Source organism: Planctomycetota bacterium (assembly GCA_035574235.1).
In the GTDB taxonomy this organism is placed as follows: domain Bacteria; phylum Planctomycetota; class MHYJ01; order MHYJ01; family JACPRB01; genus DATLZA01.
In genome coordinates, this window is sequence record DATLZA010000153.1 from 21,033 (window position 1) to 35,404 (window position 14,372).

At 71.3% G+C, this 14,372-nt stretch carries 9 protein-coding genes and 4 tRNA genes; 6 read left to right on the top strand and 7 right to left on the bottom strand.

Going from position 1 to position 14,372, the window contains the following annotated elements:
- Nucleotides 1-84 precede the first annotated feature (84 nt).
- From VNO22_14100 to VNO22_14110, 3 genes are all read right to left on the bottom strand, one after another.
- Nucleotides 85-175: transfer RNA gene (locus VNO22_14100), tRNA-Ser, on the bottom strand.
- 59 nt (nt 176-234) lie between these two features.
- The gene (tadA, locus tag VNO22_14105) at nt 235-705 is read right to left on the bottom strand and encodes a tRNA adenosine(34) deaminase TadA (GenBank protein HXG62504.1); all 471 of its coding nucleotides are present in this window, start codon (nt 703-705) and stop codon (nt 235-237) included.
- A gap of 34 nt (nt 706-739) precedes the next feature.
- Complete coding sequence (locus tag VNO22_14110) at nt 740-2,068, bottom strand: serine/threonine-protein kinase (protein ID HXG62505.1); 1,329 nt, start codon at nt 2,066-2,068, stop codon at nt 740-742.
- 188 nt (nt 2,069-2,256) lie between these two features.
- On the opposite strand from VNO22_14110, the gene VNO22_14115 reads away from it, so the two are divergent.
- Together VNO22_14115 and VNO22_14120 are read left to right on the top strand one after the other, a co-directional pair.
- Complete coding sequence (locus VNO22_14115; GenBank protein ID HXG62506.1) at nt 2,257-5,901, top strand: protein kinase; 3,645 nt, start codon at nt 2,257-2,259, stop codon at nt 5,899-5,901.
- 14 nt (nt 5,902-5,915) lie between these two features.
- Nucleotides 5,916-8,807, top strand: a complete 2,892-nt coding sequence (locus VNO22_14120; GenBank protein HXG62507.1) for a HEAT repeat domain-containing protein — start codon at nt 5,916-5,918, stop codon at nt 8,805-8,807.
- Between the two features lie 24 nt (nt 8,808-8,831).
- Here VNO22_14120 and VNO22_14125 read toward each other — a convergent pair.
- Nucleotides 8,832-8,921: transfer RNA gene (locus VNO22_14125), tRNA-Ser, on the bottom strand.
- A gap of 82 nt (nt 8,922-9,003) precedes the next feature.
- On the opposite strand from VNO22_14125, the gene amrB reads away from it, so the two are divergent.
- On the top strand, nt 9,004-10,218 hold the full coding sequence (gene amrB / locus VNO22_14130) for an AmmeMemoRadiSam system protein B (protein HXG62508.1): 1,215 nt from the start codon (nt 9,004-9,006) through the stop codon (nt 10,216-10,218).
- Nucleotides 10,219-10,266: 48 nt separating this feature from the next.
- Here the strand turns inward: amrB and VNO22_14135 are convergent.
- A tRNA-Ser gene (locus VNO22_14135) sits at nt 10,267-10,356 on the bottom strand.
- A gap of 90 nt (nt 10,357-10,446) precedes the next feature.
- On the opposite strand from VNO22_14135, the gene VNO22_14140 reads away from it, so the two are divergent.
- A tRNA-Leu gene (locus tag VNO22_14140) sits at nt 10,447-10,531 on the top strand.
- Between the two features lie 18 nt (nt 10,532-10,549).
- Here the strand turns inward: VNO22_14140 and VNO22_14145 are convergent.
- Together VNO22_14145 and VNO22_14150 are read right to left on the bottom strand one after the other, a co-directional pair.
- Nucleotides 10,550-11,323, bottom strand: a complete 774-nt coding sequence (locus VNO22_14145; protein ID HXG62509.1) for a hypothetical protein — start codon at nt 11,321-11,323, stop codon at nt 10,550-10,552.
- A 55-nt stretch (nt 11,324-11,378) separates the two neighbouring features.
- The gene (locus VNO22_14150) at nt 11,379-11,567 is read right to left on the bottom strand and encodes a hypothetical protein (protein ID HXG62510.1); all 189 of its coding nucleotides are present in this window, start codon (nt 11,565-11,567) and stop codon (nt 11,379-11,381) included.
- Between the two features lie 105 nt (nt 11,568-11,672).
- On the opposite strand from VNO22_14150, the gene VNO22_14155 reads away from it, so the two are divergent.
- On the top strand, nt 11,673-13,322 hold the full coding sequence (locus tag VNO22_14155; GenBank protein HXG62511.1) for a S41 family peptidase: 1,650 nt from the start codon (nt 11,673-11,675) through the stop codon (nt 13,320-13,322).
- 149 nt (nt 13,323-13,471) lie between these two features.
- Nucleotides 13,472-14,372, top strand: a 901-nt coding sequence (locus VNO22_14160; GenBank protein HXG62512.1) for a coproporphyrinogen-III oxidase family protein, incomplete at its 3' end; no start/stop codon positions are given.

A 14,372-nucleotide genomic window follows, 5' to 3' on the forward strand; every position in this document is an offset into this window, starting at 1 on the left:
GGCAGGTAGGAAAATCACCCGACCCTCCCCGTCCGCCCCAGCCCCTCGGCGCCCCGCCCGGCGGGACAGCCCCGTCCGTCGAGGTGGTGGAGGGGGCGGGATTCGAACCCGCGAGTCGGCGGAACCGACTACCGGTTTTCAAGACCGGCCCAATCGACCGCTCTGGCACCCCTCCGGGGGCCGAGGGCGCCGCGGCGATCAGGCTATCGGAGGAGTCCCGGAGGGTCAAGCGGACTACGGCCGCGCCTCGCGCCGCGAGCGGAAGAACGAGCGGATGAGGTCCGCGGCGCGCTCCGCCCGGACCCCCCGCACGACCGGAATCCGGTGGTTGAGCCGCTTCTCCGAGACGATGTTGAAGACGCTTCCGCAGGCCCCCGCGATCGGGTCGTCCGCCCCGTAGACGATCCGCGCCACGCGGGACAGCACCAGCGCCCCCGCGCACATCGGACAGGGTTCGATCGTGACGTAAAGCTCCGCCCCCTCCAGACGCCAGTTCGCGAGCGACTCCGCCGCCTGGGTGATCGCGATCATCTCCGCGTGCGCCGTGGCGTCCCGCAGGGTTTCGACCTGATTGTGCGCCCGGGCGAGGATCCGGCCGTCCTTGACGATCACGGCGCCCACGGGGACTTCGCCCGCCGCGGCGGCGCGCTCCGCCTGCCGCAGGGCCTCGTCCATGAAATGCTCGTCTACGTTCACGATTTCCATTCTAGCGGTCCGGGAGAGGCGGACAAGGCGGCCTTCACGACCGCAGCAGAAGCCACGCGAAGGCCCCCGCGGCCGCCGCCGCCGCGGCCGCCCAGAGCGCGATCCTTAGCGGAGAGCGACCCGCGGCCTCCGGCCGGCTTCCTTCCGGCCCGACCGGAATCCCCACCGCCTTGCGCAAGGCCGCGATCGCCTCCGGCAGCGTCCGGTAGCGCTGCGACGGCTGCTTGGCGCAGATCTTCCGCAGGACGGACTCAAGCGCTTCCGGAACCTCCGGATTGTGCGGACGTACGGGCGGCAGCGGGTCGTGAATCTGCTTGCGCAAGGTTTCAACGAGGCTGCGGCCTTCGAACGGCTTGCGCCCCGTGAGCATCAGGTAGAGGAGAATCCCGCACGAATAGAGGTCCGCCGGGGGGCCCGCGGATTCGCCCATCGCCTGCTCCGGCGCCATGTAGGCCGGCGTTCCCACGACGTTGCCGGAAAGGGTCAGGATCGTGTTGGCCTCCGCGTCCTTGGCCAGCCCGAAGTCGATCACCTTCGCGCGTCCGTCCGCCGTCAGAAGCACGTTCGCCGGCTTCACGTCCCGATGCACGACGCCGCGGCCGTGCGCGTGATCGAGCGCCGAAAGAATGTCGCAGACGATTTCGACCGCCCGCCGCGGCGGGAGCTTCTTCTCCCGCACGATGAGGTCCACGAGGGACCCGCCCTCGACGTACTCGGACACGATGTACGTGTGCGGGCCGTCCTGGCCCATCTCGAACGTCTCGACGATGTTGGGATGCTGGAGCCGGAGGGTCGTGTCCGCCTCGCGCTTGAAACGCCCCTGGATGCCGGGCATCCGGCTGTACTCCTCCGTGAGGATCTTGATCGCCACCTTCCGGCCGGTCTGGGCGTGTTCGCCCAGGTAGACGGCCCCCATGCCTCCCTTGGCGATCCGGCGGACGACGCGCCAGGTCCCGATCGTGCGTCCCTCGAAGGGATCCTTCCGCGCCGCCGCGGGCGCGGCCGCCGGGGCGGCCGGCGCCGGCGCCCCGCCGCCGCCCAGGATCTCCTCGGCCACGATCTCGAGATAGGCCCGGCAGGGCTCGCACTTGTAGCGGCGCTGCGCCTGGAAATCCGGAACGGTGAACCGCCGGCGGCACTGCGGGCACCGAAGGACCGCCGTGCCCTGATGAGCCACGACGCGCGCCACCTGCTCGGGCGGCGCCGCCCCCAGGTTCAGGACGACCTGGGCCAGCGTGAGCGACACTCCCTGGTCGCGGAAGCCCTTCTGCGTGGCCAGGCATTCCTGGAGCTTGGCCTCCGTGAGAACGCCCAGGCGCACGAAGAGCTCCGGCTCGGGTTCCCGGATTTCGGCCGTCGCCATGGCGAGGCCCATGATATCGCCGCTCCCGCGCCCCTGTACATGGATTCCTCCTTCCCGGTCCCCGGAAGGTTCCGTATAATTCCTGATGGCCCAGGCGTCTCCGGGGGGGTAGGGCCCGCCGGCGCGGCATTTCCATCCGGACCGCGGTTCGTCGCCGACCGTCGCCTGCGGCCCGGTTGGAGCCGGACGTGACGGAACTTCAAGGATCGGGAGATGTCGGCCGCCAGCTGCTCCTGGGCAAGAAGCTCCTGGAGCGCGGGTTTCTCACCCCCGATCAGCTCCGCGAAGCCCTGACCGAACGCGCGCAGAGCCTTTCCCAGGGAAATCCCCGGCCGCTGGCGGCGATCCTTCTTCAAAAGGGATTCGTCACCGAAAGCCAGCTCCGGATCGCCCTGGACGAGACGTCCGGGCAGGCTTCCTCCCCCCGCGCTTCCTCCGCGTCCGCCGCCTCCGCGCCTCTTCTGGCCCCCGCTCCGACGGCCTCCGCTCCGGAACGGCTGGGGAAATACGAGCTCCTGCGCGAACTGGGCCGCGGCGGCATGGGCGTCGTCTACGAGGCGCGCGACGCGGACCTCGGCCGCAAGGTCGCCCTCAAGCTCATGATCACGCCGGCCGGGGCCGATCCCAAGGAAGTCGCCCACGACGAGGAGCGCTTCGTTCAGGAAGCCCAGCTGACCGCCAAGCTCAAGCACCCCAACATCGTCACCGTCTACGAGGCGGGGATCCTGGACGGCCGCCGCTTCATCGCCATGGAGCTCGTGGAGGGGTTGCCCTTCTCCCAATGGCGCAAACAGAGCGGTGCGTCCCTCAAGCAGCAGGTGGCGGTTCTGCGCGACGTGGCGCTGGCCGTCCATCACGCGCACGAGCAGGGGGTCCTCCATCGGGATCTCAAGCCGCGCAACGTTCTCGTTTCCCCGGACGGGCATGCGTACGTCACCGACTTCGGACTGGCCAAGCCGCTGGGGACGAAGGTTCACGCCTCCCTCACCGGCTCCGGGGCGGTCGTCGGCACGCCCGCCTACATGAGCCCCGAGCAGGCTCAGAGCGGCCACCGGGTCGATTGGCGGACCGACATCTGGTCCCTCGGGGTCATGCTGTACGAGATCCTGACGGACCGGACGCCGTTCACCGGGGAGTCGCCCCTCGAAATTCTGATGAAGGTGGTCAAGGACGACGTCGTTCCGCCCAGCCGGGCGGCCACGGGCGCCGCGGCGCGCGAGATCGACAAGGCGATCGAGAACGTCTGCCTGAAGGCCCTGGCCAAGCGGGACCGGGACCGCTACCCGACCGCGCGGGCGTTCGCGGAAGATCTCACCCGGTGGCTTTCCGGCCAGGAAGTCCGCACCGTGGCGCCCCGGCCCGTCCGGAAGCCCTCCTACGTGCGGGCGGCCGTTCTGGGGGCGGCGATCGGCGTCGCCGGCGTCGGAGGGCTCATGCTGGCCGTCTCCGTGCGCCGCCCGTCGGTGACCGCGGAGCTCGCGGAGGCTCACCGGCACATGGACGAGGAAAACTACACGGAGGCGCTGATCGCCTTCACCCGCGCGCTGGCCAAGGATCCGGAGAACGCCGGGGCGATCGAGGGGGAGCGCCGCGCCCGCGAGGCGCTCCGCCGGAAGTCCCTCGAGCGGGAACAGCAACTCCGGGCCGCGCTGGAGGCCGCCCGGGGGGACGCCGAACGCGCCCGGCGCGAGGCGGAAGAGAAGGCCCGCGCGGAGGAGCGGGCGCTTTCTCCCGAGGAGCGCGAAGCCCTGGCCGCCCAGCGTGCCGCCGCCGAGGAGCGCGCCCGCCGCGCCGAGGAGGAGGCGCGCCGGGCGGACGAGCAGCTGCGCCTCACCCGGGGCGTCCCCGCGGCGCGGCCGTCTCCCGGAACGGGCCCGGCGGACGACGCATGGAAGGACGCCGTCAACCTCCTGGGCGTCGTGGAGCTTCCCCGGAACGTCGTTTCCGGCACCTGGACCTGGAGGGAAGGGGCCCTCGCGTCCGGACGGGAACCCTTCGCGCGCGTGGAAATCCCGTACGTGCCTCCTGAGGAGTACGACCTGCGGGTCGTGTTCCGCCGGAAAACCGGGACGGACGCCGTGGCGCTCATTCTCGGCGCGCGGGGCGGCGCGCCGATCGTCTGGGCGCTCGGGGCCGCCGGGAATACCTCACTGGCGCTTCGCCCGCCGCCCGTCGAAGGGCCTCCTCCGGTCGGTCCGCCGGTCCTGGAGAACGACCGGCCGTACACCGCCGTGATCCAGGTGCGGCGGCAGCGCGTCCGGGCGCTTCTCGAAGGACGCCTCGTGGAGGAGCGCGAGGGAAGCTTGGAGGAACCGGCGTCGGATCCTTCCTGGAGGCTCGGGGGGGACGCGGTCCTGGGGCTCGGAAGCCATGAAAGCCCGGCCGTCTTCCAGCGGGTGGATCTTCTGGAGGTCACGGGACGCGGGCGCCGCGCCGTTTCGGCGCCGATGCCGGTCTTCGTTCCGCCCTCCCGTTCCGGGGCGCCCCTTCGGCCGGGCCTGGTCGGCGAGTACTACTACGGGGCCAACTTCGAGGCGCTCGCCCTGCGCCGCGTGGATCCGGTGGTGAGCTTCGAATGGGGCGAGGGCCCGCCGTGGACGGGCGGTCCGAAGGACGCCTTCTCGGCTCGCTGGCGCGGGTACCTCCACGCCCCGCGTCCCGGCCGTTACACCTTCTCGGTGGAGGCCGACGACGGAGTGCGCGTCCGCCTCGACGGCCGGCAGATCCTGTCGAGCTGGGGGCTTCACGCGGAGCCGCCCAAGCCCGTGGCGTGCGTGCTCGAGGAGGGCTACCACCGCCTGGAGGTGGACTACTACGACCGCGCGTACCGGGCGTCGATCACCCTCCAGTGGGCGGAGGGATCGGGCGGTGCGGCCGCTCCCATCGGCGCGCGTTCGCTGTTCCACGACCCTTCCGAGTTTCAGCCCCTGCCCGTCCAGCGCGTGACGGAACTCATCGCCGTCCTGGCGGGGCACTCGAACGTCGTCACGGGCGTCGCCTTCGCTCCGGACGCGAGCTTCGCGGCGACGTCGGGCGAGGACCGCCGGGTGCGGATCTGGGATCCCGTGACGCGCCGCGAGGCGTCCTCGCTGGGCGCGACGCCCTCGGGGCTTCTGGCGGTGGCGGTTTCGCCGGACGGCCGTTACGTCGCCGCGGCGGGGGCCGACGGGCGCGTGCGGGTGTGGGAGGGCGGCCGGGGGCCCGAGATCCGCGTGCTGGAGGGCCATGCGGGGCACGCGTCGTCGCTGGCGTTCCACCCTTCGGGGCGCCTGCTGGCCTCGGGCGGATACGACCGGAAGATCCGGCTCTGGGAGGTGGACGGCTGGAAGCTGCGGCGCGAGCTGGAGGGCCACGGCGGCTCCGTGGACGGCCTGGCCTTCTCGCCGGACGGAACGATGCTGGCTTCGGGCGGCGCGGACCGGCGCGTGCGCGTCTGGGACGTGGAGTCCGGCCGGGAGCGGAAGGTCCTGGACGGGCACGCGGACGGGGTGACGGCCTGCGCGTTCAGCCCGGACGGGACGCTCATCGCGTCGGCGGGGCGCGACACGCTGGTGAAGCTGTGGGATCCGGAGACGGGACGCGAGCTGCGCCGTCTGCGGGGCCACACGGGGGAGGCGCTTTGCCTGGCCTTCAGCCCGGACGGGAGGCTTCTGGCCTCGGGCGGAGCGGACGCCATGGTGCGGCTGTGGGATCCCGCCACGGGGAAGGAAGTCCGAATCCTTCCGGGACACGGGGACCGCGTGACCGGCGTGGCGTTTTCGCGCGTCGGGGCGCTCCTGGCCTCCGTCGGTTCGGACACGTCGGTCCGGCTCTGGGACGTGAAGTCCTGGTAGAACGGAGGAGCGGGATGAAAGGCGGGACGGAGCGGAGAAAGTATCCACGGTCGAAACCGGAACCCGGAACGTCGATCGCGGTGACGGCGGGAGACGGATCGGACGAGCCGAATCTGGCGCTGCGGCTGATCGACGTGAGCGCGATCGGCGCGTGCGTGGAGACGCCGCGGCCGCTGGCGGAGGGGGGCGAGGTTCGGGTCGAACTGATTCTTCCGGGCCCGGGCGGGGGGCGATTCTCAAGGCGCGGGACCGTCCGCTGGGCGCAGTCGCTCGAGGCGGGCGGAGCGCGCTCCCATGTGGCGGGGCTCGAGTTCGAGCCGCCGGTGGAGGCGCTGGCGGGCCGCGCCGGCGAGTCGGCGGTTCTCGACGTGCTCCTGACGCTCCGGATCGCCGTGGCGCAGCTGCGGCTTTATCCCAAGGACAGTCCGCAGGTCCTCAAGGTGCTCACGGATTGCTACCACTCGGTTCATTCGTATCTGACGCACGCGGCGTCGCTGACGCTTTCGCGGACCGAGCGGGGGCTTCTGGTCAACGGCCGTCCGCTTCCTCCGGCCGGGACGGTGAGCGAATCGCTGGAGGCGGCGGCGCTCGGGCTTCTTTCGGACGCGCAGGTGAAGAGCGTGACTTTCTCGAAGGGGCTGACGCTGGAAGAGCTGGGGACCTTCCTGCACGCCCTGACGCGGAAGTTCTGGGACGTGAAGGACGGAAAGGAGATCAACCGGCGGCTGCGGGCGGAGCGGGTGCTGCGGGTGTCGGTGGACGAAGTGACCTATGTGGCGCTGGGGGAAGGGGATCTGGTCATCCAGGACGCGGCCCGGAAGCTCGAGGGGTCGAAGACGGAGCTGGGGAGGCTTCTGGAAGGGCTCGATCAGCTCGTGGAAGCCGCGGAACAGGGCGGTCACGGCGGGGAAGGGCGGATGCTTCTGGTGAAGCGTCTCCTCGAACGGGATCCGGGGCTTCTGGCGAGGGTGCAGGGAGGACCGACCGGGGAAGGCGGGGCGGGGGAAGGCGGGGCGGCGCCGGGGACCGGAAGGATTTCGTTCGAGGCGGCGCGGGACGCGCTGGGGGATCTGGCGCGGGTTCTGCCGTCGGCGCCGGAGAATCTCCGTCCGGTGCTTCGCCGGGTGGGGCGGACGCTGGCGGACGCCTTCCGTCACGATCCGAATCTGGCGGCGCTGATGGAGGGGCTTCTCGAGGAGGTTCGGGAGGAGCGGCCGGCCGCCGTGGAGTCCGGGGGATCGGGGGCGGAGCGTCGAGCGGGGGAGATCCTGGCTCTGGCGGAGGACGAGCGGATCGCCGCGATGGCTCAGGAGGGGCCGGGGCTTCTGGACGAGCTGGCGGCGCTGGGGAAGCCCCAGGCGGTGCAGGGACTACTCGAGGCGCTTTCGGGGAGTCTGGCGGACCGCTCGGCGCGGCGGCGCCAGGCGGCGGCGCGGGCGCTCAACGGGCTCCGGAGGGCTCTCGAGCGTCACGCTCCGGAGGAGGCGCTCGAGGCGGTCGAGGTCATGGCGCGTTCGGCGCTGGACGGGGAGCGGGACGCGCAGGCGTACCCGGCGCTGGCGGATCTGGCGGGGTTTCTGGCGGATCTTCGGTTGCGGCGGGGGCGGCTCGAACGGGCGCGCGAGATGGTGGAGCTGCTGGAGCGGCACGACAAGATCCGCGACCCGTCGTTCCCCCAGCGGGGGAATTTCGCGTACATGGCGCTGGAGCGTCTGGCGCTGGGCCCGGGGTTCGCGGCGCTTTCGGATCGGATCCGAGGGGGAGACGCGGAGGCGTCGAGGCTCGTGGAGGCGCTGGGGGCGGCGGCGACGCGGTTTCTCCTGGGGCTCATGAAGCAGGCGGAATCGCCGGCGGAGCGGATGCGGCTGGCGGGGTTCATCGTGCGGGCGGGTCCGGGGGCGGCGGCGGTTCTGCTCGACGAGCTTCAGAAGACGGCGGCGCCGTCGGATGCGGTGCGGATGCTCGAAGCGATTCCGCACGCGATGCCGGCGGACATGGCGGAGATGGCGCTGGTGGGGCTCCTGCGCCATCCGGCGCTGATGGTGCGGCGGCGGGCGGCGGCGCTGGCGGCGGAGCAGGGGTATCCGCGCGCGGGGGCGGCGCTCCTGGAGGCGTACCACGCGGAGGAGGAGGCCGGGTCGCGGCGGGCGCTGGTCGAGTGCCTGGGGCGCGTGCGGTACCGGGGGGCGGTGGAAGACTTGGCGGCGACGGCGGAAGGGAGGACAAATCCCGCGGATCTGCGGGTGGCGGCGTGTCTGGCGCTCGGGAAGATCGGCGACGCGCGGGCGGTGCCGGTTCTGGCCCGGATCTGCCTGAAGGGCGAGAAGGGAATCACGGGGATTCTGCGGTCGGTGCCCGCGGAGGTGCGCGCGGCGGCGGTGCGGGCGCTTTCGCTTTTTCCGGACGACCGGGAGGCGCGGGAGGCGCTGCGGAGGGCCCAGGAGGATCGCGACCCGCAGGTGCGCGCGGCGGCGCTTCAGGCGCGGGTGGCGCCGTTTTTCGACGCCTTCGGCGCGGCCGCCGAGGGGGTCCGGGTGGTGGCTTCCGAGCGGGAGATCGACGGTGTGTCGGGAACGTTCGGGGGGACGCTCCGGGACGTGCCGTTCGCGGCGCTGTGCGGGCGCCTGGCGGGGCTGGAGCAGAGCGGGGGACTCCAGGTCGCGTGCGGCGGGTCCTCGGGGCGGATCTGGTTCGACGCGGGGCTTGTGATCGCGGCGGAGTTCGAGGGGCGCCGGGACGCGGAGGCGTTCGCGGCGCTGGCGGACCCGCGGCGGTCGGAGGGGCTCTTTCTCTTCCGCGGGGGGGAGATGCCCCCGGAGCGCCGGGTGCTTCTGACCGTCGAAGGGCTTTTCGAAGGGCTGCGGGAGCGGGGCGGAGGGCAGGGATCCTCATCGAGGTTCGTCTGACGGGCGGGCGCCCGCGTGCCGGGGTGGCGGAGAGGGAGGGATTCGAACCCTCGGTCCCCTTGCGAGGACACACGCTTTCCAAGCGTGCCCGTTCGGCCGCTCCGGCACCTCTCCGTGGAACGCGATCGGGATCGCCGGCGGGCGCGCTATTCTAGCAATAGACCGGAAGGCTGTCATCAGATAGGATGGCGGCGCGATGCCGCTTCCGCCTTTGCGTCCGACCCTGCGCGTGGTTCCTTTCCGGCATGACGGGCGGGACGTTTTCCTGGCGATCGATTCCCACGAAGGGCTCATCGAACATCCCGTCGTTCTTCCTCCGCTGGCGTTCGTCGTGGCCTCCCTTCTGGACGGAACGCGCGAAGCGGCGGACGTGCGCCGCGAGATCGCCGCGAAGTTCCAGGGGCTGGAGCTGACGCCGGAGGAGATCGATGCGGTCGTGCGCGACCTGGACCGGCATTTTCTTCTGGAATCGGACCAGGTTCGGGACCGCCGCCGGGCGATCGAGGACGAGTATCGGGCGCTCCCGGCGAGGCCGCCCCGGTTCGTTCAGGGAACGCCGGAGGAGGTTCGGCGGGAGCTGGAGGGTTACTATACGGCGGAGGCGGGCGCGGGCCGTCCGGAGGCCCGGCGCGGCGAGCCTCTGGCCGGCATCCTCGCTCCGCACATCGACTTCCGGCGGGGCGGGCCGTGCTATACCTTCGCCTACCGGGAGCTGGCGGAGCGGAGCGAGGCGGATCTGTACGTGATTCTGGGGGTGGCCCACGCGTCTCCGCCGAATCCGTTCGTGGTGAGCGCCAAGGATTACGAGACGCCGCTCGGAACGGTGTCCGTGGACCGGGAGGCGGTGGCGACGCTCGAGAAACGGCTGGGGCGGCGGATCTACGAGCACGAGGCGACGCATCGTTCGGAGCATTCGATCGAGTTTCAGGCCGTGTTTCTCCGGCACGCCCGGCCGGACGATCGGTTTACGGCGGTTCCGATCCTGTGTTCGTCGTTCGAGCCGTGGTGCGGGGACGCCAGCCCTTCGACGGCGCCGGAGATCGAAGAGTTTCTGGAGGCTCTCCGGGAGGCGACGGCGGGGCGGCGGGTGTGCTGGGTCGCCGGCGTGGACTTCGCCCACGTGGGGCCGGTGTTCGGCGACGATGTGGAGATCGACCAGGAACTCGTGTCCTGGATGATGGCCGGCGACAACCGGAGCCTTCAGGCGTGCGCCGAGGGGAACGCGGAGGCGTTCTGGAATTCCGTGCAGTCGGACGGAAACCGAAGGCACGTGTGCGGGCTGTCGGCGACGTATGCCTTCCTTCGGCTGCTCGGGCCGGCGGAGGGGAAGATTCACAAGTACGGCTTCGCGCCCGATCCGCAGGGCGGCCTGGTGAGCTTCGCGAGTCTCTCGTTCCGTCCGCGGACTTAGGGAGGCGCCGTCCCGGGGGAGGTTTCCGCGCGGTCTCGGGGTTTGGGATGGCGGAGAGGGTGGGATTCGAACCCACGGGCCCCTTGCGGAGCCACTCGCTTTCGAGGCGAGCCCGATCAACCGCTCCGGCACCTCTCCGCGGGAAGAAGGCGATTCGGCGCCCTTCCGGAAGGGACGTATTATAATCGCTCGTGCGGCCCTGGCAAGGCCGAACCCGGGCCGCGGGACGGGCGCGTGGCGGAACCGGCAGACGCACCGGATTTAGGATCCGGCCCCGAAAGGGATGGGGGTTCGAATCCCTCCGCGCCCACCACCGGGGTTCCGGCCCGCTTCACGCGCTTTCGCGGGCCTCGAGCTCGCGGAGCGTCCGGATGCGGCGGCGGATTTCGCCGAGATACTTCTGCGCCTCGTCCGGAGACCCCGCCAGGAGGTCCAGCACGAGGCGCGCCCGCAGGTCGTCGACGGCCACGACGCCGAACACCGCGGCGGCATCTTCCGCGTCCGCTTCGGCGGCGGCCTGCTTGAGCGCGGCGACGGCCGAGGCCCACGGGGGGCGGGCGGCCTCGAGGTGCCGGAGCAGCTCCTTGCGCCGCTCTTCATAGAGGGCGCTGTTGCCGGCTCCGTGGGCGCGGACGGCGTCGATCAGGATCTTGCGGACGGCCTCCTCATCGGCCAGAAGCGCCCGGGCGATTTCCCACGTTTCGTGCTTCTCGCGCACATCGGGGAAGACCTGCCGGGCGATTTCCGAAAGGCGCAACGCGTCGAGCGCGGCGCCGACCTGCTCGAGGAGCTGATCCTCGGAGGAATCCACGATGACGATCGCCTCGGGGCCTTCCTCCCGATCGAGGCTCGACAGGAGCTCCTGCCGCCGGCGGCGCATGGCTTCGAGGCCGCCTTCGATGAGTCCGGCCTGGCAGTCCGCCAGGAAGGATCGCGCCTCGGGGTCCAGGCACATGGCCACGCGGACCGTGAGCTGGATGATCTGCTGCCGGCGATCCGGCAATGCCAGGACCGCCGCCACGGCGTCCAGAGCCTCGGCCTTGTTTCGGATGTAGATCAGGGGCGCCTCCCACTCGCCCCGGCCGACTCGCGGCGGGGTCCCCAAGTTTACCACATGGAGAGCGGCCTGGGGAGGTTCCGGTTCGCGGAGGACCGAACCGCTACGAGCGGGGCCGGTCGGAATCGGCGGGGCGTCCAGGAGGGGGCGAAAGCGAGCGCAGCACCCGCCGGGGATCGAGCAGCAGCTGTTCCCAGCAGGATCGGCAGGCCGGGTGGAGTTCCTTTTCCAGACGGATGTAGCAGTCCTCCTGGCGCGTCGGGCGGCGGCAGACCAGGCACGTCCGGTCCATATGGGCGAAATGATAAGAATCGGTCGTCCGTCGGTTCCAGGGAAATCGTAAGCGACCCCGCGGGAGGGAATTTCGTATACTGGGGGGAGCGGGAAGGAGCGTCGTATGAGGCGGTTCGGTCGGGCGGCGGCGTTGGCGGCGGCGGTTCTGGCGGGGATCGGGCTCCGGCCGGAACCGGAGGATCTCCGGAAGGCGCGGGCCTACCTGCGCGAGGTGCAGAAACATCTGCTGGAGTCTTACATCGAGCGCGAGCGGCTGGACCGGGACCGCCTCTCGGAGGCGGCGGTGCGGGGCATGGTTCGCGCGATGGACCATCGGGACTTCGCGGAGCTGGATCCGGCGGCGCGGGCGGCCGTCCGCCAGGCCGTGCGGGGAAAGGCCTCCATGGAAGAGGCGCTGGCGGCCGCCGCGGAGGCGGCGCCCGGCCTGGACCTCGTCAAGCTGGCCGATCACGCCGGCCGCGCGATGATCCGGGAGACGGGGGACCCCTTTTCACGACTGCTGACCGACCAGGACATGGCGCGGCTCATCAAGTCCCTTCAGGGCGAAGGCCGGGACGACTCGGCCGGCTGCGCCCTCAAGCCCGAGGGGGAGGCCGCGCGGGTGGTCTACGTCCAGTACGGCACCCCCGCCTACGAGGAAGGGATCGAGATGGGGGACGAGGTGCTCGAAATCGGGGGCCGTCCCGTGCGGGATCTCGAGGGCGAGGACTTGGCGGATCTCCTGCGCATTCCCCCGGGGGGCGTTCTGGACCTGAAGGTGCGCCGGTACGGCCGGGAATACCTCTTCCGGCTGCCGCCGCGACGGGCCCACATTCCGGACGTGCGCTTCCAGTATTTGGGCCGCGGCGTGGGGTACCTTCGGATGACGATCTTCGACACGGCGCTGGTGCGGCGGGCGCGGACGGCGCTCCACCAGATGGCCCGCGAGGGAATGAAGGGATTGATCCTCGATCTGCGCCACAATCCGGGAGGCGCGCTTCCGGCGTCCACCGGCGTGGCGGACCTCTTCCTGCCGCAGGGGCTGCTCATCACGCGGACGGTCTCGCACTATCGTCCGAATCTCTGGGGGCTCCGGCTGCCCGGTTTCTCCGGCGAGATGGAGTTTCAGTCCAAGGTGCCCAGCGCTTACGAAGAGATTCCGATGGTGGTGCTCGTCAACCGGGCGTCCGCCTCGGCGAGCGAGCTTCTGGCCGGGGCGCTTCAGGACCATGGGCGCGCCGTGCTCGTCGGGGAGCGCACGTTCGGCAAGGGGGTCGGCCAGGCGCCGATTCTCCTGAACTCCATGTTCCTCAAGCGGTACCTCTATCTCACCGTTCTGCGGTACACGACGCCGCGCGGCCGGGAGGTGGAAGGGCGCGGCATCGAGCCGGACCTTCCGTGCGCCGAGGATCGGCCGGATGCGGCGGCCTTCGAGGCGGTCTGGAAGCTTCGCCGGTCGGGAAAGCTCGAAAAGTATCTCGAGGCGAGGTGGGGTCCAGCGGTCCGGGCGCTGGCGGAGACGGACGGGTTCGACGCCTCGAGGTGGGAGGGCTTCGAGGAGCTTTACGGGTCGCTCGACACGGCGCTCACGCGGGATCAGGTCCGCGAAGAGTTGCGCCGCGCGGCGCGGCGCCGCCGCGAGGCGGAAGGGCACGTCTGGGTCTGCGATCTGCAGACGGACGCGGTGCTCCAGCGCGGTCTGGTGGAGCTCCTGGACCGGCTGGGGGCGGCGGAGGACTGTCGCGGGCCGCTCCGCGTCGCCGCCGCGCGGTGAAGAGCGCTTTCCGGTGGAGGGAACGGCCGCCGGACGGGGCCGGCTTGACTTCGGCCGGCGGGCCGGGTAGCCTCGCCGGTCCTCGGATGCGCTGCGGAGTCTACGTTCACGTCCCCTTTTGCCGCCGGCGCTGTCCTTATTGCGCGTTCGTGCTGATCGAGTCGGACGGTTCGCTCCACGGGGCGTTCGTGGAGCGGGTGTGCCGCGAGATCGCGCGGGCGCGGGAGGCGCGGCCGTTCGAGGCGCGGACGGTCTACTTCGGGGGCGGCACGCCGTCGCTTCTATCGCCGAAGGAGCTGGAGCGGATTCTGCAGGCCGTGGGGGGCGCGCCCGAGGAGGTGACCGTGGAGTGCAACCCGGAGGGCCTGCGCCTGGAGGGATGGAGGGAGATCGGCGTCAACCGGATCACGCTGGGCGTGCAGGCGCTGGAGGACGGGCTTTTGCGGTTCCTGGGGCGGGAGCACGACGCGGAGGGGGCGCGCCGCGCGTGGCGGGAGGCGTCGCGGCGGTTCGACAACGTGTGCGTGGACCTGATCTTCGGGGTGCCGGGCCAGACGCTGGAGGGGTGGCGGCGGACGCTCCTGGAGGTGCGGGCGTGGCGCCCCGCGCACCTGTCGCTCTACGGTCTGACGTACGAGCCCGGCACGCCGTTCGCGAAGATCCGGGACCGGCTTCCGGAGCGAACGGAGCGGGAGATGTACGAGACGGCGATGGATCTGCTCTCGGAGTATCACCACTACGAGATTTCGAACTGGGCGCTGCCGGGCCGGGAGTCGCGGCACAATCGAGGCTACTGGGAGGGGCGGCCGTACCTGGGGTTCGGTCCGGGGGCGCACAGCTACGTGTCTCCCGAGCGCTGGTGGAACGTGTCGAACGTCCGGGAGTATCTGCGCCGGGAGGATCCGGTGGGAGGGCGCGAGACGCTCACGGCCGAGCAGGAGCGGATCGAGCGGCTGTTTCTGGGCCTGCGGCAGGACGCGGGCGTGGAGGGGGTGGAGGTGCCGCCGGGGCTGGAGCGGTTTCTGGAGCGGACGGAGGAGGGGCGGGTGC

What these genes read in the sequence shown, in the direction of transcription:
- tadA (HXG62504.1), bottom strand. Translation starts at nt 705, where the DNA reads ATGGAAATCGTGAACGTAGACGAGCATTTCATGGACGAGGCCCTGCGG.
- VNO22_14110 (HXG62505.1), bottom strand. Translation starts at nt 2,068, where the DNA reads ATGGCGACGGCCGAAATCCGGGAACCCGAGCCGGAGCTCTTCGTGCGC.
- VNO22_14120 (HXG62507.1), top strand. Translation starts at nt 5,916, where the DNA reads ATGAAAGGCGGGACGGAGCGGAGAAAGTATCCACGGTCGAAACCGGAA.
- amrB (HXG62508.1), top strand. Translation starts at nt 9,004, where the DNA reads ATGCCGCTTCCGCCTTTGCGTCCGACCCTGCGCGTGGTTCCTTTCCGG.
- VNO22_14150 (HXG62510.1), bottom strand. Translation starts at nt 11,567, where the DNA reads ATGGACCGGACGTGCCTGGTCTGCCGCCGCCCGACGCGCCAGGAGGAC.
- VNO22_14155 (HXG62511.1), top strand. Translation starts at nt 11,673, where the DNA reads ATGAGGCGGTTCGGTCGGGCGGCGGCGTTGGCGGCGGCGGTTCTGGCG.